Origin of the sequence: Microlunatus parietis, assembly GCF_013407955.1 — a bacterium.
Taxonomy (GTDB): domain Bacteria; phylum Actinomycetota; class Actinomycetes; order Propionibacteriales; family Propionibacteriaceae; genus Microlunatus; species Microlunatus parietis.
This window is the reverse complement of sequence record NZ_JACCBU010000001.1, coordinates 6,228,415-6,249,722: the sequence shown is the minus strand read 5'-3', so window position 1 is coordinate 6,249,722 and position 21,308 is coordinate 6,228,415. Positions and strand designations below refer to the sequence as shown.

The window sequence follows — 21,308 nt, the reverse complement described above, 5'->3', positions numbered from 1 at the left end:
ATGCCGACTGCCGCGATCCTCGCCTTCGACGGGATCAGCCCGTTCCATCTGTCGGTGCCGGCGCTGGTGTTCGGCCGGGCCGGCATCGACCGGCCGGACTGCTGGCCGTACCGGCTCCGGATCTGCGCGGAACGCCCGGGCGGACTGGAGACCGAAGCCGGGTTCGCCATCACGGTCCCGTACGGACTCGAGGCCCTGGACGACCTGTCCGCCGGCGCCCCCGGGGAACCGGCCGATCTCCTGATCGTGCCCAGCTGGCGCCGCGACGCCGTCCCGTCCGAACGACTGCTGGACGCGATCCGGGCCGCGCACCGGCGCGGAGCGCGGATCGTCGGGCTGTGCCTGGGCGGCTGGGTGGTCGCCGCATCGGGCCTCGCCAACGGCCGGGAACTGACCACGCACTGGTCGGACGCCGAGCGGCTGGCCCGGGCCCACCCCGCCGTCCGGGTCCGCGCCGACCTGCTCTGGTCCGACCTCGGCGACGTGATCACCTCGGCGGGTGTGGCGGCGGCGCTGGACTGCTGCCTGCACCTGGTCCGGACCGACCTGGGCAGCCGGGCCGCGGCCGAGCTGGCCCGGCGGCTGGTGCTGGCGCCGCACCGCAGTGGCTCGCAGGCACAGTTCTTCCCGGTCGCGGTGCCGCCCGCCGAGCAGGAGGATCCGATCGAGCGGGCCATGGTGTGGGCGACGGCCCGGCTCCCCGAGCCGATCGACCTGGACGCCTGGGCTCGCGCCGCCACCCTGTCCCGCCGTACGTTCACCCGCCGGTTCCGGGACCGGACCGGCACCAGCCCTCAGCAATGGCTGCTGCACCAGCGCCTCGACCGGGCCCGGCTGCTGCTGGAGACCACCGACGATCCCGTCGAGCGGGTCGCCGTCGAGGCCGGCTTCGCCACCGCGGTCAGCCTGCGGCACCACTTCCGGGCCCAACTGGGCACCAGCCCGGCCGCCCACCGCGCCCAGTTCGGGACCCGGTCCTTGATCAAGAACTGATCAGGAACCGGCGGCGGGTCGCAGCCGGGCGACCAGCTCGCCGCGGCTGTGCACGCCGACCTTGCCGAAGATCGACTTCAGATGATCTTGAACGGTGTGCGGCGAGATGAACAGCCGGTCGGCGATCTCGGCGGTGGACCGGCCGGCCAGCACCTCGGCACACAGGTCACGTTCCCGCACCGACAGCCCGTACGCGGCGAGCAGGAGGGCCAGCAGTCGGTCACCCGAGGACGGCTCGATGGTGATCACGATCCGCTCGTCGCCGGCCCCGATCAGCCGGCTCGCCTCCAGCTGCGCCCAGCGGCCGCGGGCATCGCGGAGCCGGCCGTGGAACCCGTCCGGCCCGGCGTTCCGCGCCCCGTACGCCAGCACCCGCATCATGGTCTGGAACCGGCCCGGAGCGATCTCGTCCAGGCTGTCCCGCCAGTCCGCGGCGGCCGCAGTGACCGCCCGGATCGTGCCGTCCGCGCCGAGCACGACGATCGCCGGCCGGCCGCCGGCCCGGGACGCCTCGGCCCGTACGGCCATCCGGATCGACGCCCCGACGGCCGGCGCGACCGCGGCCAGGAACTCGGCCTCGCGGGCCGTGAAGTCGGCGCCGTGCCGGACGAACCCGGCGGCGCCCCAGTAGGCCCCGGCGTCGGCGAACAGGACCCGTACGTCGCGGTCCAGCCCGAGCGGCCGCCAGACCTCGTGGTAGCGGCCGCTGCGGGCCAGGTCCCGTTCCGGCAGTTCGGACAACCGGGCCACCACCCGGTGCTCCCGAGCCAGCTCGGCGAACGTGTGCGGCTCCCCCGGCCCGTACTCGGCCGCCGCCAGCCGCTCCTCGTACTCGGCGGTGATCTTGGCCGGTCCACCGACCATGCCGGTGATCATCAGTGTCTCCGGGTCGAGCGTCGCCCAGCAGGTCAGCTCGCTGGGCACGGCTCGATCGACCAGCGTGATCGCGGCGGCCTGCACGTCGGCCACGCCGGCTCCCCCGACGGCGAGGTCGGTGATCTCGCGCCGGACTCGGTCGGCCCGGTCCTCCCACACGCCTTCAGTATGCGCGCGCGATCCCGCCGGCGATATCCCCGATTCCTGGGATCGACCGGCGCCGACATACCGGCCTAGCGTCCTGCCATGACTCATCAGGTACGCCATCGCGGTGCCGGCGAAGGCACCGAACTGACCGCACCGGACGCGGTCCTGACGATCAAGATCGACGCCGCGGACACCGACGACGACTACGAACTGTTCGAGGTGGACGCGCCGCGCGGCCCGGCCACCCCGCTGCACCGCACCACGTGGCCCAAGGCCTACTACCTGCTGCACGGCCGGATGATCGTGCAGGTCGAGGACCGGGCGATCGACCTCACGCCGGGCTCGGTGATCACGATCCCGCCGAACGCGTGGCACACGTTCACCGTGCTCAGCCCCGCGGTGAGGTTCCTGGTGATCAGCCTCACCGGGGCGATGGGCCGTTTCCACGCGGACCTGCAGCGGGCCGTCGCCGACGGTGCCACGCTCGGCCCGGACCTCGCGCCGGTGCTGGCCCGGCACCGGGTCACGCTGGCGGGCGACCCGGTCCCGGCGGAGGTCGGACCATGATCATCGTGGCCTGGGTCGGCGTACTGCTCGGCGCCGTGATCTACTTCCTCGCCTTCGTCTGGGAGACGATCCTGTTCCGCCGGCCGGGCGTACACCAGGGCATCTTCGCCGTCCCGACCCACGACGTCGAGCCGGTCCGGCTGTGGTCCTTCTGCGTCGGCTTCTACAACCTGTTCCTCAGCCTCGGCGCGGTCGCCGGAGTGATCTTGTGGGCCATGGGCGCGGTGGCCGAGGGACGCACGCTGGTGATCTTCACCGGGTTGTTCATGCTGGGCTGCGGCGTCGTCCTGTTCGTCGCGGACCGGCTGGCCCTGAGCCGCCCGAAGGGACCCGGGGTGGCCCCGTCGATCGCCTGCAGCGTGCCGACCGCCGTCTCTGTCGTCGCCGCCCTCGCCGCCGGGTGAGGATCAGCGCCGGACGGCCTCGGCCATCATCGCGACCAGGGCGTCCGGCGTGACCACGGAGACATGCGGCGCCAGGTTGTCGACGACGTGGCCGAGATCGTCCAGGTTCATGCTCCAGCAGTGCAGCATCACCACCGAGTAGCCGTCGGGCGACGTCGGATCCGTGCCGGCCGCATTGAGCGTCTCGATCACCTGGTCCCGGTGAGCTCAGCCCGTCCCAGAGCATGCTCCGGGCCGAGATCACCGGCTTGTCCTCGACCCAGCGGACCCGTCCGCGGAGGCCGTCGTAGCGGCTGTACTCCAGGTAGACCAGGCCCTTGATCTGATCATGGCGCAGGTAGTTCTCCCACAGTCCGCGGGCGTCGAAGGCCTCGAAGTCGAGGATCTGGACCACGCCGAGATCGGCCCGCTCCATCGCCCGGGCGAGCCTGGTGGTGTGCAGCTTCAGTTCGTCGCGCGGGTACCGGCTCGGGTACAGGTAGCCGCCCCCGGACGGGCCGACGACGAAGCGGTCCTGGTGCCGGCCGGTCGCGGCGTTGCGGTAGTACCAGTCGAGCACCGACGGCGCGAGGTCGATCGCGGACGGCGGGACGCCCCAGCCGAGGTCGAACGTGCCGCGGCGCGGGCTGCCGAACCAGTTCTCGCTGGTCGGCAGGTCGTTCAGCATCCACTGCACGTTGTCGCCGTCGGTGACGACGAACGCGACATGGTGCCGGCCCGGCTCCGGGGTTCGCGGCCGCACCGGCGCCCGTTGCCGCAGGGTACGGGTCGTGATGCCGGACAGGCAGGCCAGGTTGGCGGCCCAGTCGCCGGGAAGGGTCGCGACGCCGGCCGCCGAGGAGACGCCGACGAAGCTGTGCTCGCCCTGCCGCGCGTCGCCCCAGCCGATCACCGCTGCATCGGCGTCGAGGTCCTCGACGACCGCCTTGCGGAACTCGGAATTGCCGTCGTAGAAGGTGAAGGCGCCGGCCATCGTCGCGTAGTCGCGGAGCTGGTGGGTGAACAGCCCGACCTCGGGATCGGCCTTCTGCTCGACCACAAGATCATCGCGCAGCCTGCCCCGGTACGTCTGCCAGGCCCAGGCGTCGTCGCGGTCGCGGACATCCGCGAGCCGGCGCAACCCGTGCTCGATCGCGGCCTGCTCGTCGCCCTCGGCCACCGCGATCCCGCGCGAGACGCCGGCCACCGTGGTCGCGACGTTGATCGTCGGACCGCCGCTCCGGTAGAGGACGTAGCCCGCCACCCGGTCGGCGAACCGGTCGACCAGGCCCCACGGGTCGTCCGCCCGCCGGGCCGGGAGGCCGTACCGCTCGGTCAGGTCGTCGAGCCAGAGCCGATACCCGTTCGGCAGGTCGAGATAGATCGCCGGGCCCTGCCGCCTTTCGCCGGGGCGGGCCAGCAGTCCCTGCAGGGTGGCGATCATGATCGCCTCGTCGCCGGTCAGCCCGGACCGGTCGACGACGAACAGCTCGGTCGGCTCGATTCCCTTGGGGTACGGGGATCTCGGCTGATCGGCGAACGCCGGCAGCGGCTGCAGCACGCCGCCCGCCGCAGCGGCGACGGCAGTCGCGGACAGGGCGCCCAGGGCTTGCCGCCGCGGCATCCGCAACGATCGGGGACTGACGGGATCGACCATGATGCCCTGACCTCCGTTGTCGGTTCCGCCGAACCTAAGTCGCCGTTTCGACGCGGGTCAAGGAGCGCGGCTCGGTCCTGGACAGAAGATGATCATGCGGCGTCGAGACCGAGATCACCCGCGAGTTCGTCGAAGATCATCCGGTTGTAGCCGAATGCCTCCCTCGACTCGTCGATCATCGCGGCCCGGTCCGCCGCGGTCCACGGCGCGGCGTCGAGCAGGGCCCGGTAGTGCCGCCGGAACTCGGCCGGGTTGCGCAGCGGCCCGGCGTAGAGCCGGCCGAAGTCGTAGAACGCGAGCCCGGCCCGGTCGCCGTGCTGCCGTCGCATGGCCGCCGCGATCACCTGGCCGCCGGACACGTCGCCGAGGTAGCGGGTGTAGTGGTGCGCCACGAACCGGGCGGCGGACCTCGCGTCGCGGATCCGCTCGGCGTAGGCCAGCGTCGCGGGCAGCGGCCGCACCGTGGCGGACCAGGACGGCCCGACCAGCCGCTCCAGGTCGGCCCGCAGTCCGGGCAGCCGCTCCAGTCCGTCGATCACGAACGGGCCGGCCACGGGATCATCCCGCCAGCGCTCCGCTGCGGACTCCAGCGCGGTGTAGACGAATAGATTCTGTCCCGCCAGCGCCGCCAGCCCGCCCAGGCCGAGCCGCCCGCCGAGCAGTTCGGCCACGAACGGCGCCGACTCGGCCCGGTCGTGCTGCTCCGCGGTCGCTCGCCGCAGCACGATCGAGAACGGCTCGTCCACCGTCTGTCCGGTCATCACGAACCCCCTGCTCGCCGTCCGACTTTGGTGAGCCTAACTTTATCGGCTTGCTCGGAGGCGCGGGTCAGGTGGGCTCGACGACCAGCGTCGGGTCGGACACCGTGACGTCGCCGGTCAGGATCTCTTCCGCGTAGTGGCAGGCGACCCGGCGGCCGGGGTGCGAGGCGATCACCCGCAGTTCCGGCACCTCGGTGTCGCACCGCTCCGGCTGCCGGTACGGGCAGCGGGTGTGGAACCGGCAGCCCGCCGGCGGCCGGGCCGGGCTCGGCAGGTCGCCGCGAAGCAGGATCCGTTCCCGCTGGTCCTCGACCTCCGGGTCCGGGATCGGGATCGCCGACATCAGCGCGATCGTGTACGGGTGCAGCGGCGTCGCGTAGAGGTCGTCGCTGTCGGCCTCCTCGACGAGCTTGCCGAGGTACATCACGCCGATCACGTCCGAGATGTGCCGCACCACGGCAAGATCATGAGCGACCACGACGTAGCTCAGCCCGAGCAGGTCCTGCAGCCGCTCCAGCAGATTGATCACCTGCGCCTGCACCGAGACGTCCAGGGCGCTGACCGGCTCGTCGGCGATCACCAGGTCCGGGTTCAAGATCATCGCCCGGGCGATGCCGATCCGCTGCCGCTGCCCGCCCGAGAACTCGTACGGATACTTGGCCAGGGCCGAGCCGGGCAGCCCGACCAGCTCCAGCATCGACTCCGCCTTGGCCAGATGGCTGGCCGGCCGGTCGGCGCCGAACTCGGCCCGGTCCGCCTCGGACAGGCCGTGCGTCTTGAGCGGCTCCAGCAGCAGGCTGCGCACCGACTGCCGCGGATCCAGGCTGCCCAGCAGGTCCTGGAACACCATCTGCATCCGGCGCCGGATCCGGCGCAGCGGTTCGGCGCGGAGGGTGCCAAGGTCGGTGCCGTCGAAGATCACCTGACCCTCGGTCGCCTTCTCCAACCGGAGCATCGCCCGGCCGAGCGTCGACTTGCCACAGCCGGATTCGCCGACGAGACCGTACGTCTGGCCCTGGGTCAGCGCGAGATCGACGCCGTCCACCGCCCGCACGTGCCCGACCGTCCGGTCCAGCACGATCCCCTGCTTGATCGGGAAGTGCACCTTGAGACCGCGCACCTCGAGCAGCGGCTGCGGTTCAGTCATGATCAACTCCCTCGGCGCCGGGCGCATCGACCGGATGCACGCAGCGCACCGGATGATCGGGCCGGACCGAGTCGACCAGCTGCAGATCGCTGCGGACACAGGCGTCGTCGGCGTGCCGGCAGCGCGGCGCGAACGCGCACGCCCTGGTCCAGGGCACGACATCGCGCGGAGTGCCGGGGATCGGGTGCAGCGGCTCGCCGCGGGGCGCGTCCAGCCGCGGGATCGAGGACAACAGGCCTTCGGTGTAGCGGTGCTGCGGGTGTGCGAACAGCTCCCGCCGCTCGGCGGTCTCGACCACCCGGCCGGCATACATCACGTTCACCGTGTCGCACAGCCCGGCCACCACGCCGAGGTCGTGGGTGATCATGATCATGGCGGTGCCGAGGTCGCGGACCAGTTCGCTGAGCAGCTCCAGCACCTGGGCCTGGATCGTCACGTCGAGCGCGGTGGTCGGTTCGTCGCAGATCAGCAGCTTCGGCTTGCAGGCCAGGGCGATCGCGATCAGGGCCCGCTGCCGCATGCCGCCGGACAGCTGGTGCGGGTACTCCCGCAGGCGGCGGGCCGGATCGGGGATGCCGCAGCGGCGGAGCAGGTCCTCCGCCTCGTCCCGGGCGTCGGCCCGGGTGATCTGCTGGTGCCGGCGCAGCACCTCGGTCACCTGCAGCCCGATCGGCAGCACCGGGTTGAGCGAGCTCATCGGGTCCTGGAACACCATGGCCAGTTCGCGCCCGCGCAGCGACGACAGCTCGGTCGGCGACCGGCCGATCAGGTCCTGGCCGCGGTAGTGGGCGGCCCCGGTGATCACCGCCGAGCGTCGCGGCAGCAGGCCCATGATCGCCATCGAGGTGACCGACTTGCCGCTGCCGGACTCGCCGACGATGCCGACGATCTCGCCGGGCCGGACCGAGAACGACACCCCGTCCACCGCGACGAACGGCTCCCGGCCGCGGCGCCGGAAGCTGACAGCGAGATTCTCCACCTCGAGCAGGTGTTCCCGGTCGTCGAGCCGGCGGTCCTCGTCCACCAGCAGCAGCGGTTGATCAAGCTCGGTGTCCATGATCATCTCCTCGACTTCGGGTCGAGCGCTTCCCGCAGAGCCTCGCCGAACAGGGTGAAGCCGAGGGCGGTGACGGCGATGCAGGCGCCGGGCAGCACGGTCAGGTGCGGGTCGCTCTGCAGCCGGTCCTGCGCCTTGACCAGCATCCGGCCCCACTCCGCGATCGCCGGGTCCGGCGACCCGAGCCCCAGGTACGACAGCCCGGCGACCTCGATGATCGCCGTCGCCAGCGTCAGCGTGGCCTGGACGATCACCGGCCCGACCGAGTTGGGCAGCACGTGCCCGACCACGATCGTGCTGCGCCGCAGGCCGAGCGACTCCGACGCCAGCACGTAGTCGGAGTGCCGCTGGGTCAGCATCGAACCGCGCAGCAGCCGGGCGAAGATCGGCACCTGGGCCGCCCCGATCGCGATCATGATCGCGTTCGGGCTCTGCCCGATCGCCGCGGCGATGCTCACCGCCAGCAGCAGCGACGGCACCGAGAGCAGGATGTCGACCAGCCGCATCAGCAGCGTGTCCACCCAGCCGCCGAACGCGCCGGCCAGGCCGCCGATCAGCGAGCCGCCGATCAGGCCGAGCGTCGTCGACACCACGCCGATGACCAGCGACTGCCGGGCGCCGTAGAGCAACTGGGTGAGCAGGTCGGACCCGAACGGGTCCAGGCCGAGCACGTGGTCCGGCGATGGGCCCGGCACGTCGGACGGCGTGACCTGGGTGATCCACTCGCTGGACGACGGCTGATAGGGCGCGATCACCGGCGCCAGGATCGCGACCAGCACGAAGCCGAGCACGATCAGCGCGCCCAGGATCGCGCCGGGGTTGCGGATCAGCCGCTGCAGCGCGCCCTGCCACAGGCTGGTGCCGCGGTCGCTGTCGTCGCTGCCGGTCAGCCCGGCCAGCGCGGTCGGCCGTTCGACCAGTGGATCAACGGTCGTCATGATCGTCCCCCTACCTGGTCCGCAGCCGGGGATCGATGACGCCGTACAGCAGGTCGACCACGAGGTTGACCAGGGCGTAGGTGATCGCGATGAACAGGATGAAGCCCTGCAGCACCGCATAGTCCAGCCCGCTGATCGCGTCGAACAGATAGGACCCGATGCCGTTGAACGCGAACACCGACTCGGTCAGCACCGCCCCGGCCAGCAGCGCTCCGGTCTGCAGCCCGACCGTGGTCACGACCGGCAGCATCGCGTTGCGCAGCACGTGCCGCCGGGTGATCAAGGAAGCCGCCAGGCCCTTCGCGGTGGCGGTCCGGACGTAGTCCTCGCCGATCACCTCCAGCACCGAGGCGCGGGTCATCCGGACGATGATCGCCAGCGGGATCGAGCCGAGCGCGATGGCCGGCAGGATCAGGTGGGTGAGCGCGTTCAGCGACGCGTCGAACTCCCGGGTCAGGATCCCGTCCAGCACGTAGAAGTTGGTGATGTGGGTGGCGTCGATCCGGGCGTCCTGCCGCCCCGACGCCGGCAGGAACGCCAGTGCGCCGAGCGGCCCGGGCAGTCCGATCGCGAAAACGATCTTGAGCAGGTACGCCAGCACGAACACCGGGATCACCACGCCGAGCAGCGACCCGCCGACGGTGATCAGGTCGAGGAAGCCGCCGGCCCGCTTGGCGGCCAGGTAGCCGAGCGGGATCCCGACTACCAGGGCGAAGATCATCGCCGTGACGCCCAGCTCGATGGTGGCCGGAAACCGTTCCAGGAACGTCTCCAGCACCGGCTGGCCGGTCCGGGCGGAGGCACCGAAATCACCCTGCAGCAGCCGGCCGATGTAGGTCACGTACTGCTGCGGGATCGGCTTGTCGAAGCCGTACGCCTCGTTCAGCCGGGCGATCGACTCCGGCGTGGCCTTGTCGCCGAGCAGTGCCCGGGCCGGGTCGCCGGGCAGAGCGCGCAGCCAGATGAACAGCAGCACACTCAGCCCGAACAACACCGGCACCAGCAACAGCAGCCGGCGAACCGCGAACCTGATCATGGTGTCGCGGTCACGGCTTGATGGTGACCGTGTTCCAGACCTCGTCCTGCACCGGGCTGGGCACGTAGCCCTCGACACCCGGACCGAAGCCGAGCGTCGGCGCCGGGTGCGCGATCGGCACGCCCGGGACGTAGTCGGCGATCATCGCGTTGATCTTCTCGTAGGCCGGCTTCTGCTCCTCGACCGTCGGCAGCTCCCGGGCCTCCTTCAGCGCCTGGAACAGCTCCGGGTTGTCGAAGCCCCACTCGTTCGACTTGGCCGCGAAGAAGACGCCGAGGAAGTTGTCGGTGTCGTCGTAGTCGCCGTTCCAGCCGAGCAGGTGGATGTCCCGCTTGGTGGTGCCGTTCGGCCCCTGCACCATGTCCAGGTAGTCCGGGCTCCACTTCGCCGCGACCGGGGTGACCTTGATGCCGACGGCCTCGAGCTGGGTCTTGATCACCTGGAAGGTGTCCTCCGGTGTCGGCATGTACGGCCGGGAGACGCCGGTCGGATAGGCGAACTTGAGTTCCAGGTTCTCCTGGCCGGCCTCCTTCAGCAGCTGCTTGGCCTTGTCCGGGTCGTACGGGTACTCCGTGACGGCGTCGTTGTAGCCGGTGACCAGGTCAGGGATGAACTCCTTCGCGACCTGCGAGCCTTCCGGCAGCGAGTTGTTCACCACCGCCTGGCGGTCGATCGCGTGGGTCAGCGCCTGCCGTACCCGAATGTCTTGGAACGCCTTGTTCTTCTGGTTGAACGCCAGGTAGAGGATGTTGAACGGCGGCCGGTTGAGCAGCTGCATCCCCTTCTCCTTCAGCGGATCGAGGTCGGCTGGCGAGACCAGGTCGTAGCCGTCGATGCTGCCGGCCTCGAGCTCCTGGGCCCGCGCCCTCGGGTCGCTGATGGTCCGGATCACGACCTGGGACACCTTGGCCTTGTCGCCCCAGTAGTCGTCGAACCGCTTCAGCCTGACCTGCTGGCCGCGCTCCCAGGAGTCGAAGACGAACGGGCCGGTGCCGGTCGGATGCGCGGTCGCATATTCGGAGAAGCGGGTGTCGTCGACGGTGCCGGTGGTGTTGTTGCCGTCGTACTTCTCGATCGCCGTCGGACTCTGCATCGCGAACGCGGACAGCGTCATCGCCTGGATGAAGCCCGCGAACGGGGAGTTCAGCGTGATCGTCGCGGTCTGCGGATCCGGCGCCTCGCAGCTCTCGTAGATGCCGCCGGTCTTGCCGGTCTTGAAGCCCTTGAAGAGCTTCCCGTAGTAGTACGTGATGTTCTCGTTCTGGTTCAGGCCGGTCCAGTTGTACCACCTGTCGAAGTTGGCGCAGACCGCCTCGCCGTTGAAGTCGGTGCCGTCGTGGAACTTGACGCCGGAGCGCAGCTTGAAGGTGTACGACTTGCCGTCCGGCGCCGCCTCCCAGGACTCGGCCAGGCCGGGCATCAGCTCCACCGTGCCGGGCTTCGTGCTGACCAGGCCCTCGAACATCTGCCGGGCCACCCGGAACGTCTCGCCGTCGCTGGCCATCGCCGGGTCCAGCATGACCGGATCGGAGGACGCCGCGAAGACGAACGTGTCCTTGGTCTCGGCTGCCCCGGGGGACGTTCCGGCGCCGGGATCCTCCCGCTGACTCTGGGCACAGGCTGCGAGGGAGCCGGCGAGGGCGAGTGCGGCGATGGCCGCCATTCCGCGCCGGAGCGATCTCGTGAATCGCATCGTGGTTACCTCGATTTCGATGATGGGTGGCTCGATCGAGGCGCACATTACCGGAGAGTAGCTTGGGCCGCCCGGAGAACGACGGGGAAGTTACCGACTTGTCAACCGCCCCGTCTCGGGGCGCCGTTCGAGCTCGATTGCGTGGCCGAGCCGCCGGGCCGCGTACCCGTACACCGCGAGCGCCAGCGCGATCCCCCAGGGCAGGATGAAGAGGCCAGGGGCGGTCGCGCCCCAGTTCTCCGGCGTCATCGTCGCCACCGCGGCGATCGTCCCCGGCGTCGTCCGCAGCCCGAACTGCAGGATCATGATCGCCGCGCCGGCCCCAGGGACCACCGCAAGCCAGATCGGGACCCGACGGCCGCCCAAGCCGGGCAGCCAGGACGGAAGCCGTTCGCCCCAGGGACGGACCAGTCCGGTGGTGAGGAGCGCCCCGCCGACCGGGAGTCCGGCGAAGACGGCCAGCAGCCCGGCCCGGATCACCCACGGGTCGATGCCGAACGCCGCGGCATCCCGCTCGATCCAGGCCAGGCTCGAGGTGCCGAGCGGGATGCCCAGCCCCCAGGCACCGCGCACGATTCCGTACGGGAGCGCGAGCGCGGCGGCCAGGTAGGTCACCGGCACCCGCCAGCCCAGCGATCCCGGCCGCGCCGCGCCGAGCCGGCCGAACGAGGCCGCCGCCCACAGCACCCCGCCGGCGATCGACACGATCATCGCCGCGAGCCCGGCGTCCCAGAGCCCGGTGTAGCCGAAGAACAGATAGGCGAAGTTCTGGATCACCCGGGCATCGGGGACGACCAACAGCAGCCCGGCCGCGAGCACCAGCCCCGGAATCGCCGGCCAGCGACGGCCCCGCAGCATGATCATCCCGGCCGCGGTCAGGAGCCCGGCCACCCCGACCACGATCGCGCCCAGCCCGGCGGTCCACGGCTCGATCCCCGCGAAGTACGACATCACGTCCGCGGCCCGCGGATCGTTCCGGCCGAACGGGGCCGGCACGACGTCGCCGGCCCAGAGCGCGCCGACCACCACCGCCACGGCCGACCAGGCCCCGGCGGCGACCACGGAGCCGGAGCGCCAGTTCCGGGCGATCCACCGCACCGGTGAGCGGAACCGCGACGGGTCTGCCTCGGAGGTTGTGATCATGGCACCGATCCTGCCGATCGACCGATGCCGCCGACTCCCCTGCGGTAGGGAACCGGTTCGTCCGGGCGGGTGGGGCGCCCCGAGATCGCTGCCGGGGTGTTCCGGGATCAGTCGGTGCCGTGCGGGAAGAGGCAGACCTTGCCGGACCGGCCCTCATCGGCCAGCCGGTACGCGGTCTCGGCATCGTCCAGGCCGAACCGGTGCGTGATCGTCTGCTCCGGCCGGATCCCCCACCTGACCAGGTGCTCCAGCAGGTCCTGCAGGTGCCGCAGCGAGGTCACCCAGGAGCCGTACAGGGTGATCTGCTTGTGGATCAGCAGCGGCGACACCTCCAGGCTCAGCGTGGAACCCTCGCCGACGAACGCGCAGCGGCCCCAGGTGGCCAGCCGCTCGATCGCCGTGTGCCGGCCCGGCGCGCTGCCGGAACAGTCGATCGCGGCGCTGAAGCCGTCGCCGGTGACCGCGTCCAGTTCGGCGGTCTGCTCCACCGTGAAGCCGTGGTCGATCACGCCCAACTCGGTCGCGAGCGCCACCCGGTCCGGCATCACGTCCAGCCCGACCACCGGTCCGGCGCCCATCGCCTTGGCCAGCATTCCCGCGGCCAGGCCGACCGGGCCGAGACCGGTGATCAGCAGCCGGTCCCGGCCGGACAGGTCGAGCCGGAGCAGACCCTCGTACGCGGTGCCGAAACCGCACGACGCCAGCGCACCGTCTGCGTAGCTGAGCTCGTCCGGCAGCGGGATGCAGGTGTCCGCCTGGGCCAGCAGGTACGGGGCGTGGCCGCCGTCGCGCTGCCAGCCGTACGCGGCCCGGACGCTCGACGTACAGCCGATGTAGTAGCCGTGCCGGCACTCGGCACACTGGCCGCAGCCGGAGATGTGGTAGCAGGCGACCCGGTCCCCGACGGCGTGCTCGGTGACGCCTGCGCCGACCGCGACGATCCGGCCGGCGGGTTCGTGGCCGGCGATCACGCCCTGGTACGCCTCGGCGCCGTGACCCAGGTGCTCGCGGTAGATCGCCCGGATGTCGCTGCCGCAGATCGAGGAGGCCCGGACCTCGACCAGCACCTGGCCGGGACCCGGCTGCGGCACCGGGACCTCGGCCCGATCGACCCGGCTGCCGCCGGGAAGGGTGATGCCGGTCATCGTCGTCGGAAGTTCTGTGGTCACGGGTAGTCAGCGTATTTGCCTTACGCTTTCTCCGATGAGTGGATCACCGCCCGGGCCCGCGTTCGACGGCTGGGCCGAGGCGCACCGGCTGCTCGACTTCGGGCGGGCGGCCCGGGCCGACGTCGGATTCGGCAGCCTGGACCGGGCGGGCCGGCTCGACGCCGACCCGCGGCGGGACCTGGTGATCACGGCGCGGATGACGTACTGCTTCGCACTGGGCACCCTGCTCGACCATCCCGGCGCTTTCGACCTCGCCCGGCACGGGATCGCGGCCTTGCGCGGGCCGTTCCATGATCAGGAGCACGGCGGCTGGTACGGCGAACTGCCGGCCGGCGAGCCCGGGGCACGCAAGGCGGCCTATCCGCACGCGTTCGTGCTGCTGGCCGGCGCGACCGCCGCCGGGGCAGGGATTCCGGGCGGCCGGGAGCTGTTCGACGCGGCGTTGATGATCATGGACCGGCACTTCTGGTCCGATCCTGATCAAGCCCTGGTGGAGAGCTGGGACCTGGCGTTCGGCACGCCGGAACCGTACTGGGGCGCGAACGCCAACATGCACGGCGTCGAGGCCTTCCTGGCCGCCTTCGGCCAGACCGGCGACGGCGTCTGGCGGGACCGGGCGCTGCTGATCGCGGAGCGGTTCATCGATCGGCATGCCCGGGCGGCCGGCTGGCTGCTGCCGGAGCACTACGACCCGGACTGGCGGGAGGAGCGCGGCTACAACGCGGACCGGCCGGCCGACGAGTTCCGGCCGTACGGGGTCACCCTCGGGCACCTGATCGAGTGGAGCCGGCTGCTGCTGGAACTCGGCTCCGCGTACCAGGAGCCGCCGGCCTGGCTGGCCGAGGCGTCCCGCGGGCTGTACGACACCGCGTTCGACCGCGGCTGGGCCGTCGACGGCACACCCGGCTTCGTCTACACGATCGACTGGGACGGCCGCCCCGTCGTCCGGACCCGGCCGCACTGGGTGCTGGCCGAGGCGATCGGCGCCACCGCGACCTGGCGGCGGTTCGGCCCCGAGCCCGTCTTCGACGAGCGGCTGGCCCTGTTCCTCGACTACGCCGACCGGCACCTGATCGACCATGATCACGGCAGCTGGCACCACGAGCTCGACCCCGGCAACCGCCCGTCCACCACGATGTGGAGCGGCAAGCCGGACGTCTACCACGCCCTGCAGGCAGCCCTGCTCACCGAACTCCCCCTCGCCCCCTCCCTCACCCAACGCCTAGCCCTCGCCTCACCGCCCCGACCAACCCTGCACGCCCTGAGCCTGTCGAAGGGCCAAGACCCGGTCACCGTCGGCACCTTGATCACCAGGATCGAGTCCCTCGCCGCCACCCGCGACCGCGTGATCATCGGCCTGGTCGGCGCCCCCGGCTCCGGCAAGTCGACCCTGGCCGCCGCCCTGCTGGACCGGCTCGGCGACCGCGCCGCGATCCTCGGCATGGACGGCTTCCACCTCGGCCAGCGCGAGCTGGAGCGCCTCGGCCGGGCGGACCGCAAGGGAGCGCCGGACACGTTCGACGCGCTCGGCTACCTGGAACTGCTCCGCCGGGTCCGCTCCCGTACCGACCTTGATCATTTCGTGCCCGTCTTCGACCGCCACCTCGAGGAACCGATCGCCGCCAACGGCTGCGTCCCGGCCGGCGTGCCGATCGTGATCACCGAGGGCAACTACCTGCTCCTGGACGACCCCGCCTGGCGCGACGTCGCAACGGAACTCGACGAATCCTGGTATCTCGAACCCGACGACACCCTCCGCCTGGACCGCCTCACCCAACGCCATGTCGATCATGGTCGAACCCCGGCCGAGGCCGCCGAATGGGTCGCCCGAGTCGACCAGGCGAACGCCAAGCTGATCATGGAGAGCGCCGACCGAGCCACCCTACGCCTCCCCTCCTGGACCCCCTGACCCCGCACCACCTGCCCCTCGCCCCACCAGCCCCACCAGCCCCACCAGTCGCGTAGTTTTTCACGTAACGTGAAAAACTGTCGCTATACCAGAGAAGCTTCTCGGGTAAAGCGACAGGAAACCTGGTGAAGTGCCCGGCTGCACTTTTCCACAGGCGTGAAGCAGGAATTTTCGTCATCCACAGAATTTCTGTACGCGTGGTTCGGGATCGATTGTCGTGCCACGATCCGGGCCATGACGAGCATGGAAGGCGCGGTCGACGCGAATGGTGGATTCATCACTCGAGGCCAGGCACTTGACTGTGGAATGACGGATCGGGATCTTGCGAGAGCCGTCCGCGAAAGGCAGCTGGTACGAATTCGCCACGGACTGTTCGTGCCGGCCGATATCCATGAAGGCCTCGACGATCTGGGCCGGCACGCGCTGTTGGCTCGAGCCGTCGTTGCCATCCAACGGGGACAGGTGGCGGTCTGCGGGCCAAGTGCCGCGGCCAGCTACGGCGTCGAACTTCTGCGGTCCGACCTGGACGTCGTTCATCTGCTCCGACTCGACAGTGTGTCCGTGCGCACGCTCGCCGGAGTCAAGCACCACGTCATGGCGATCGATCGAGAGCTGGATCTGGTCCACCGCGACGGACTCCTGATCACCAGCCTTGCGCGGACCGCGTGGGACGTCGCTCGAACCTCCAGCCTTGAGGGCGGCGTGATCACCATGGACTCGGCGCTCCGGATCGAGCCTGGCGTTCTCGCGCGTTTGCAGGAGCTTTCCGCCGAGTCGGCGCACCTTCCGAGAGTTCGTGCAGCCCGGACGGCGCTCTCGCTCGCCGACGGTCGGGCGGCCAACGGCGGGGAATCGTACGCACGAGTGCAGTTCTACCGGCACCACATTCCCATGCCCGAACTACAGGTCTCGATCCTCAACGAGTCCGGCTATGAAGTCGGCATCGTGGACTTCGCCTGGGATGAGGATCGGCATGTGGCCGAGTATGACGGCAGGTCCAAGTACCAGCGGTTCCTGAGGCCGGGTGAGTCACCGGCAGACGCGGTGTTCCGGGAGAAGCGCCGCGAAGACGACATCCGGCGCACCGGCCGTGGGATGAGTCGATTCGTCTGGTCCGACCTGATGCGAGCCCGGGTTCACCACACCATGGCCAAGCTCCGCGAGGACCTCCGGCAATCCCGCCGACTCTACGTCCGCAGCCCGTTGGCGTCCTGACGCTGCCAACTTCACCAGGTTTCCTGTCGCCATACCCGAGAAGCTTCTCTGGTATAGCGCCAGTTTTTCACGTTACGTGAAAAACTGACGGGCCCGCCGGCGAGTCGAGCCGCGCCTTCAGCGGCCGTCAGAGCAGGACGAGGGCATCTCGGTGGACGACGGTTCGGTCGTAGCCGGGGCCTCGTTCGGCGGCGAGGTCCGCGGTGTTGCGGCCGAGCAGGCCGGGGAGTTCGTCGGAGTCGTAGTTGACCAGGCCTCGGCCGATCACAGAGCCGTCGGGGGCGACCAGGTCGACCGGCTCGCCGACGGTAAAGGCTCCGTTGATGCCGGTCACGCCGGCCGGGAGCAGCGAGGCCTTGCGCTCGACCACAGCCCGGACCGCGCCGGCGTCCAAGATCAACTCGCCGCGGGCGGCGCTGGCGTGCTTCAGCCAGAGCAGCCGGGTCGGGCGGCGCTTCCCGGTCGGGTGGAACAGGGTGCCGACCGGCTCCCCCGCCAGGGCCGCCTCGGCCCGGTCGGCGCTGGCCAGGACGGTCGGAATCCCTGCGGAGGTGGCGATCCGGGCCGCCTCGACCTTGGTGATCATGCCGCCGGTGCCGATCCGGCTGCCGCGCGCGGAGATGTCGACGCCCTCAAGATCATCGTCGGAACGGACCTCGTCGATCCGCCGGGCGCCGGGCTTGGACGGGCTGGAACTGTAGAGCGCGTCGACGTCGCTGAGCAGGATCAGGGCGTCGGCGTGCACCAGGTGCGCGACCAGGGCGGCCAGCCGGTCGTTGTCGCCGAATCGGATCTCGTGGGTGGCGACGGTGTCGTTCTCGTTGACGATCGGCACGATGCCGAGCTCCAGCAGCCGGCCCAGGGTGCGGTACGCGTTGTGGTAGTTGCCGCGCCGGGTCACGTCGCCGACGGTGAGCAACACCTGCCCGACGCCGAGGTCGTGATCGGCGAACATCGCGGTGTAGTGCCCCATCAGCAGTCCCTGGCCGACCGAAGCGGCCGCCTGCTGGGTGGCCAGGTCCCGCGGCCGCGTCTTCAGGGCCAGCGGCGCCAACCCGGCGGCGATCGCGCCGGACGAGACCAGCACCACCTCGCGGCCGGCCAGCCGGACGCCGGCCAGATCGTCCACCAGCTCCCGTACCCGCTCCGGGTCGATGCCGCCGATCGCGGTCGTCAACGAGGACGATCCGACCTTCACCACCACCCGCCGGGCCTCCGCCACCCCCTGGCGCTGCCCGTCGCTCATTCCGAGTTCTCCTCCTCGGCCCGGGCCTGGTGGTACGCCTCGTCCTTGGCCCGCCGCCGCTGGGCCGCCGGCCGCTCCTCGACGAACCGGTTGTCCTCGCCGCGCCGGCCGAGTATCTCGGCCCCGACGTCGATCTGCGGCGCGAAGTCGAACACCACCGCGTCGTCGCCGCCGATCGCGACCCCGTCACCCGGCTCGGCGCCGAGCTCCAGCAGCTTGGTCTCGATCCCGACCCGGTTCAGTCGGTCGGCCAGATAGCCGACCGCCTCCGCGTTGCTGAAGTCGGTCTGCCGCACCCAGCGCTCCGGCTTCTCGCCGCGGACCCGCCACAGCTCGCCCTCGCGGACCACCGTGAAGTCCGGCACCCCGCCGACCGGCCGGGGCCGCAGCACCGGCCGGGCCGGCTCCGGCTCGGGTTCGGCGGCGCGCAGCGCGGCCAGTTCCGCCATCGCGTACGTCAGCTCGCGCAACCCCTCGCCGTTCTTGGTGGAGACCCGGAACACCCGCAGCCCCCGCGCCTCCAGATCGGCTGTGACCAGGTCGGCCAACTCGGCGGCGTCGGGGATGTCGATCTTGTTCAGCGCGACCATCCGGGGCCGGTCGGCCAGCCCACCGTGCGCCTCCAGCTCGGCCTCGATCACGTCCAGGTCGGTCAGCGGGTCGCGGCCCGGCTCGAAGGTCGCGCAGTCGATCACGTGCACGATCGCCGCGCAGCGCTCGATGTGCCGAAGGAACTCCAGTCCCAGCCCGCGGCCCTCGCTGGCCCCCTCGATCAGGCCCGGCACGTCGGCCACGGTGTACGTCACGTCGCCGGCCACCACCACGCCCAGGTTCGGCACCAGCGTGGTGAACGGGTAGTCGGCGATCTTCGGCCGGGCCCGCGAGATCGCCGCGATCAGCGACGACTTGCCGGCGCTCGGATACCCGACCAGCCCGATGTCGGCGACCAGCTTCAGTTCGAGCGTGATCCGCCGGGTCTCGCCCTCCTCGCCGAGCAGCGCGAACCCGGGCGCCTTGCGGGCCGCCGAGGCCAGCGCGGCATTGCCGAGGCCGCCGCGGCCGCCCTGGGCGACGACCAGTTCGGCGCCGTCCCGGGTCAGGTCGGCCAGCAGTTCGCCGGAGTCGGCGTCGCTGACCACGGTGCCGCGCGGGACGGCGAGCACGACGTCGTCGCCGGTCGCGCCGTTGGCGTGGTCGCCCCGGCCGGGCACCCCGTTGCGGGCCCGCCGGTGCGATTCGCGGTAGTAGTCGACCAGGGTGGTCAGGCTGGAGTCGACCCGCAGGATGATCGAGCCGCCGTCGCCGCCGTTGCCCCCGTCCGGCCCGCCGAGCGGCTTGAACTTCTCCCGGTGGACCGAGGCGCAGCCGTTGCCGCCCTTGCCTCCGTACACGTGCAGGGTGACCCTGTCGACGAAACTCGGAATCGCCATGTCAGGTCCCTTTCACGCCGGCTCGTGGTCGGCAAAACGAAAGGGTGGCTCGGGGAGTCTGGTCCCCGGCCACCCTCGTGGTTGGCGCGCTGAGGCGCCGGTCAGGCCGAGACCTTCTCGGCCGGAGCAATGTTGATCACGCGGCGGCCGCGACGGGTGCCGAACTGCACCGTCCCCGGGACCAGCGCGAACAGGGTGTCGTCGCCACCCCGGCCGACGCCGTCGCCCGGGTGGAAGTGGGTGCCGCGCTGCCGCACGATGATCTCGCCGGCGCCGACGAGCTGGCCGCCGAACCGCTTCACGCCGAGGCGCTGGGCGTTGGAGTCGCGACCGTTGCGGGTCGAGGATGCGCCCTTCTTGTGTGCCATGTCTCTACCTCAGCTCTCGATACCGGTGACCTTGACCTTGGTGTACCGCTGCCGGTGGCCCTGGCGCTTGCGGTACCCGGTCTTGTTCTTGAACTTCAGGATGCGGATCTTCGGACCCTTGGTCTGGTCCAGCACCTCTGCGGTGACGGAAGCCGCCTCCAGGGCTGCCTTGTCCGACGTCACGGACTCGCCGTCGACCAGCAGGAGGGGCTGCAGCTGCACGCTGGCGCCGGCCTCATCGCTGATCCGGTCGATTTCGAGGACGTCGCCAACAGCTACCTTGTGCTGGCGGCCGCCACTGCGCACGATCGCGTACACGCCTGAACCTACTCTCGTCGAAGCCTTGACTGGATGGCGCCGGGGTTCCGGGCCGCCGATGCCGAGCGGGCACAACCCACCGCATGCGGGGAGCGCACCGAGGGTCAAAGATACTCGGCCAGCGGGAAGGGGGTCAAACCGGGCCCCGGTCCGTTCAAAAGTCGCGTCTCGGCCGCCAGGCCCGCCGGGCCACCGCCGGCACGTAGTCGGACAGGTCGATCGGGAACCTGACCACCTCCGCGTGCTCGGCGGCATAGTAGGCGGCCATCAGCAGCTCGGTCACGCTGACCCCACTGCGGAGCGACTCCAATGGCTGCCGGCCGGCGGCGAAGGCGCGGGTGATTGCTGCGGCAGGTCCCGGGAGAAGAAGACCTCGGCGTCGCCGTTCAGCGAGTGCGTGTTCAGCGAGTACTCCGGGCCGAGGAGTTCGTACGAGAGCCGCAGGCCGGCCCCGGTGAAGCTCCACGACGTGGTGGCCTCGACGATCACCGGCTCGCCGTCGCCGTTGCGGAATGTGTACGTCGCGCTGGCGTAGTCCTCGGCCGGCGTGTCCCGGTAGTCCTGGACGCCCGGGAATCGCTGCTCCAGGATCGACGCGTAATGATCACGGCCCCAGCGCAGCGACGCGATCGTCGCGGTCACGCTGACCGGGGTCAGCCAGTCGCCCGGGTCGGTGCCGGGCGGCGTGAGCAGGAACCGGCCGGCCTCCAGCGAGTGGCACATCATGTCGTTCAGCGCACCAGCGCCCTGCGCCTCGGAGTCCCGGAACCAGGCAGAGTGCGGCCCGGAGTGCTCCTCGGCGCACCGGGCCAGGTAGGGCGAGCCGGACGGGCCGGCGCCCCTGGCCCAGACCAGGTCCCGGGTCCGGACCAGCCGCGGCGCGTAGACCTGGTTCTCCAGGTACGTGCAGCAGCCCGGCCTTCTCGACCGCCTCGGCGACCGCCCGGGCCTCGGCGACGTTGCGGCCGAGCGGCTTCTCGATCGCGATCCCGGTCAGCTCGGCCCGCCCCGACGCCACCTCGGCGCAGATGGAGTTGATCACCTCGACCCGGGTGTCGTTCGGGGTCAGCACCCAGACCGCCTGCACCCGCGGATCCCGTACCAGGGCAGCGATGTCGTCGTAGGCGGTGACGTCGGTCCCGACGTCCAGCGACTCCGCTTCGGCAGCGACCGCGCGCGCACTTGCCGAGCCCATTCTCCGGACTCCGCCTGGCTCCTGTCACGGATCTCGGCCGACAATGAGCGGGTCCGACGA

19 protein-coding genes and 3 pseudogenes are annotated in these 21,308 nt (G+C 70.9%); 5 read left to right on the top strand and 17 right to left on the bottom strand.

The genetic code is table 11. The features are described 5' to 3' along the window. Nucleotides 1–993, top strand: coding sequence for a helix-turn-helix domain-containing protein (locus tag BKA15_RS30070; RefSeq protein ID WP_179757277.1), 993 nt, complete (start codon nt 1–3; stop codon nt 991–993). Here the strand turns inward: BKA15_RS30070 and BKA15_RS37070 are convergent, their stop codons facing one another. Then, nucleotides 994–2,028 (bottom strand): helix-turn-helix transcriptional regulator, encoded by a 1,035-nt coding sequence (locus BKA15_RS37070; protein WP_179757274.1) that lies wholly within the window; start codon nt 2,026–2,028, stop codon nt 994–996. Nucleotides 2,029–2,115: 87 nt separating this feature from the next. Between BKA15_RS37070 and BKA15_RS30060 the strand changes: the two genes are divergently transcribed. Continuing rightward, nucleotides 2,116–2,583: a cupin domain-containing protein gene (locus BKA15_RS30060; RefSeq protein ID WP_179757272.1), complete on the top strand. Its 468-nt coding sequence runs from the start codon at nt 2,116–2,118 to the stop codon at nt 2,581–2,583. After that, nucleotides 2,580–2,828 (top strand): annotated as a pseudogene (locus tag BKA15_RS37485) (DUF1304 family protein); the annotation flags it as partial. The gene BKA15_RS30060 and the pseudogene BKA15_RS37485, both read left to right, overlap by 4 nt. A gap of 19 nt (nt 2,829–2,847) precedes the next feature. Here the strand turns inward: BKA15_RS37485 and BKA15_RS30055 are convergent. The 9 genes from BKA15_RS30055 to BKA15_RS30015 all read right to left on the bottom strand — a co-directional run bounded on the left by BKA15_RS30055 (nt 2,848) and on the right by BKA15_RS30015 (nt 13,567). Further along, entirely contained in the window at nt 2,848–4,623 is a 1,776-nt protein-coding gene (locus BKA15_RS30055) for a GxGYxYP domain-containing protein (protein WP_179757270.1), read from the bottom strand. Between the two features lie 92 nt (nt 4,624–4,715). Beyond that, nucleotides 4,716–5,384, bottom strand: coding sequence for a biliverdin-producing heme oxygenase (locus BKA15_RS30050; protein ID WP_179757268.1), 669 nt, complete (start codon nt 5,382–5,384; stop codon nt 4,716–4,718). Between the two features lie 67 nt (nt 5,385–5,451). Next, nucleotides 5,452–6,531, bottom strand: a complete 1,080-nt coding sequence (locus tag BKA15_RS30045) for an ABC transporter ATP-binding protein (protein ID WP_179757266.1) — start codon at nt 6,529–6,531, stop codon at nt 5,452–5,454. After that, a complete protein-coding gene (locus BKA15_RS30040; protein WP_246322451.1) occupies nt 6,524–7,594 on the bottom strand; it encodes an ABC transporter ATP-binding protein in 1,071 nt (356 codons plus the stop codon). The genes BKA15_RS30045 and BKA15_RS30040 overlap by 8 nt, the downstream gene beginning before the upstream one ends. Further along, nucleotides 7,591–8,526 (bottom strand): ABC transporter permease, encoded by a 936-nt coding sequence (locus BKA15_RS30035; protein WP_179757264.1) that lies wholly within the window; start codon nt 8,524–8,526, stop codon nt 7,591–7,593. The genes BKA15_RS30040 and BKA15_RS30035 overlap by 4 nt, the downstream gene beginning before the upstream one ends. A 10-nt stretch (nt 8,527–8,536) precedes the next feature. Then, a complete protein-coding gene (locus BKA15_RS30030; RefSeq protein WP_179757262.1) occupies nt 8,537–9,562 on the bottom strand; it encodes an ABC transporter permease in 1,026 nt (341 codons plus the stop codon). A 10-nt stretch (nt 9,563–9,572) separates the two neighbouring features. Further along, a complete protein-coding gene (locus BKA15_RS30025) occupies nt 9,573–11,255 on the bottom strand; it encodes an ABC transporter substrate-binding protein (protein ID WP_179757260.1) in 1,683 nt (560 codons plus the stop codon). A gap of 90 nt (nt 11,256–11,345) precedes the next feature. After that, complete coding sequence (locus tag BKA15_RS30020; protein ID WP_179757258.1) at nt 11,346–12,398, bottom strand: hypothetical protein; 1,053 nt, start codon at nt 12,396–12,398, stop codon at nt 11,346–11,348. Nucleotides 12,399–12,505: 107 nt separating this feature from the next. Then, entirely contained in the window at nt 12,506–13,567 is a 1,062-nt protein-coding gene (locus BKA15_RS30015) for a zinc-dependent alcohol dehydrogenase family protein (RefSeq protein WP_312879538.1), read from the bottom strand. Between the two features lie 34 nt (nt 13,568–13,601). Between BKA15_RS30015 and BKA15_RS36020 the strand changes: the two genes are divergently transcribed. Both BKA15_RS36020 and BKA15_RS30005 read left to right on the top strand, forming a co-directional pair. Next, nucleotides 13,602–15,476 carry a nucleoside/nucleotide kinase family protein gene (locus BKA15_RS36020; RefSeq protein WP_179757256.1) on the top strand — a complete coding sequence of 625 codons (1,875 nt, stop codon included), beginning with the start codon at nt 13,602–13,604 and terminating at the stop codon, nt 15,474–15,476. 234 nt (nt 15,477–15,710) lie between these two features. Further along, nucleotides 15,711–16,691: a type IV toxin-antitoxin system AbiEi family antitoxin domain-containing protein gene (locus tag BKA15_RS30005; RefSeq protein ID WP_179757254.1), complete on the top strand. Its 981-nt coding sequence runs from the start codon at nt 15,711–15,713 to the stop codon at nt 16,689–16,691. 127 nt (nt 16,692–16,818) lie between these two features. On the opposite strand, the gene proB is transcribed toward BKA15_RS30005, so the two are convergent. The 7 genes and pseudogenes from proB to BKA15_RS37425 form a co-directional block, all read right to left on the bottom strand. Then, a complete protein-coding gene (gene proB / locus BKA15_RS30000; RefSeq protein WP_179757252.1) occupies nt 16,819–17,937 on the bottom strand; it encodes a glutamate 5-kinase in 1,119 nt (372 codons plus the stop codon). A 14-nt stretch (nt 17,938–17,951) separates the two neighbouring features. Further along, a pseudogene (obgE, locus tag BKA15_RS29995) lies at nt 17,952–19,367 on the bottom strand (GTPase ObgE); the annotation flags it as partial. Between the two features lie 101 nt (nt 19,368–19,468). Beyond that, entirely contained in the window at nt 19,469–19,735 is a 267-nt protein-coding gene (gene rpmA / locus BKA15_RS29990) for a 50S ribosomal protein L27 (protein ID WP_179757248.1), read from the bottom strand. A gap of 9 nt (nt 19,736–19,744) precedes the next feature. Next, nucleotides 19,745–20,053, bottom strand: a complete 309-nt coding sequence (gene rplU / locus BKA15_RS29985) for a 50S ribosomal protein L21 (RefSeq protein WP_179757246.1) — start codon at nt 20,051–20,053, stop codon at nt 19,745–19,747. A 154-nt stretch (nt 20,054–20,207) separates the two neighbouring features. Continuing rightward, nucleotides 20,208–20,336 (bottom strand): hypothetical protein, encoded by a 129-nt coding sequence (locus BKA15_RS36660; protein WP_281385331.1) that lies wholly within the window; start codon nt 20,334–20,336, stop codon nt 20,208–20,210. Next, on the bottom strand, nt 20,333–20,908 hold the full coding sequence (locus tag BKA15_RS35095) for a Gfo/Idh/MocA family protein (protein ID WP_376766845.1): 576 nt from the start codon (nt 20,906–20,908) through the stop codon (nt 20,333–20,335). The genes BKA15_RS36660 and BKA15_RS35095 overlap by 4 nt, the downstream gene beginning before the upstream one ends. A gap of 115 nt (nt 20,909–21,023) precedes the next feature. Beyond that, nucleotides 21,024–21,248: pseudogene (locus tag BKA15_RS37425) on the bottom strand (Gfo/Idh/MocA family oxidoreductase); the annotation flags it as partial. Nucleotides 21,249–21,308: the final 60 nt, after the last annotated feature.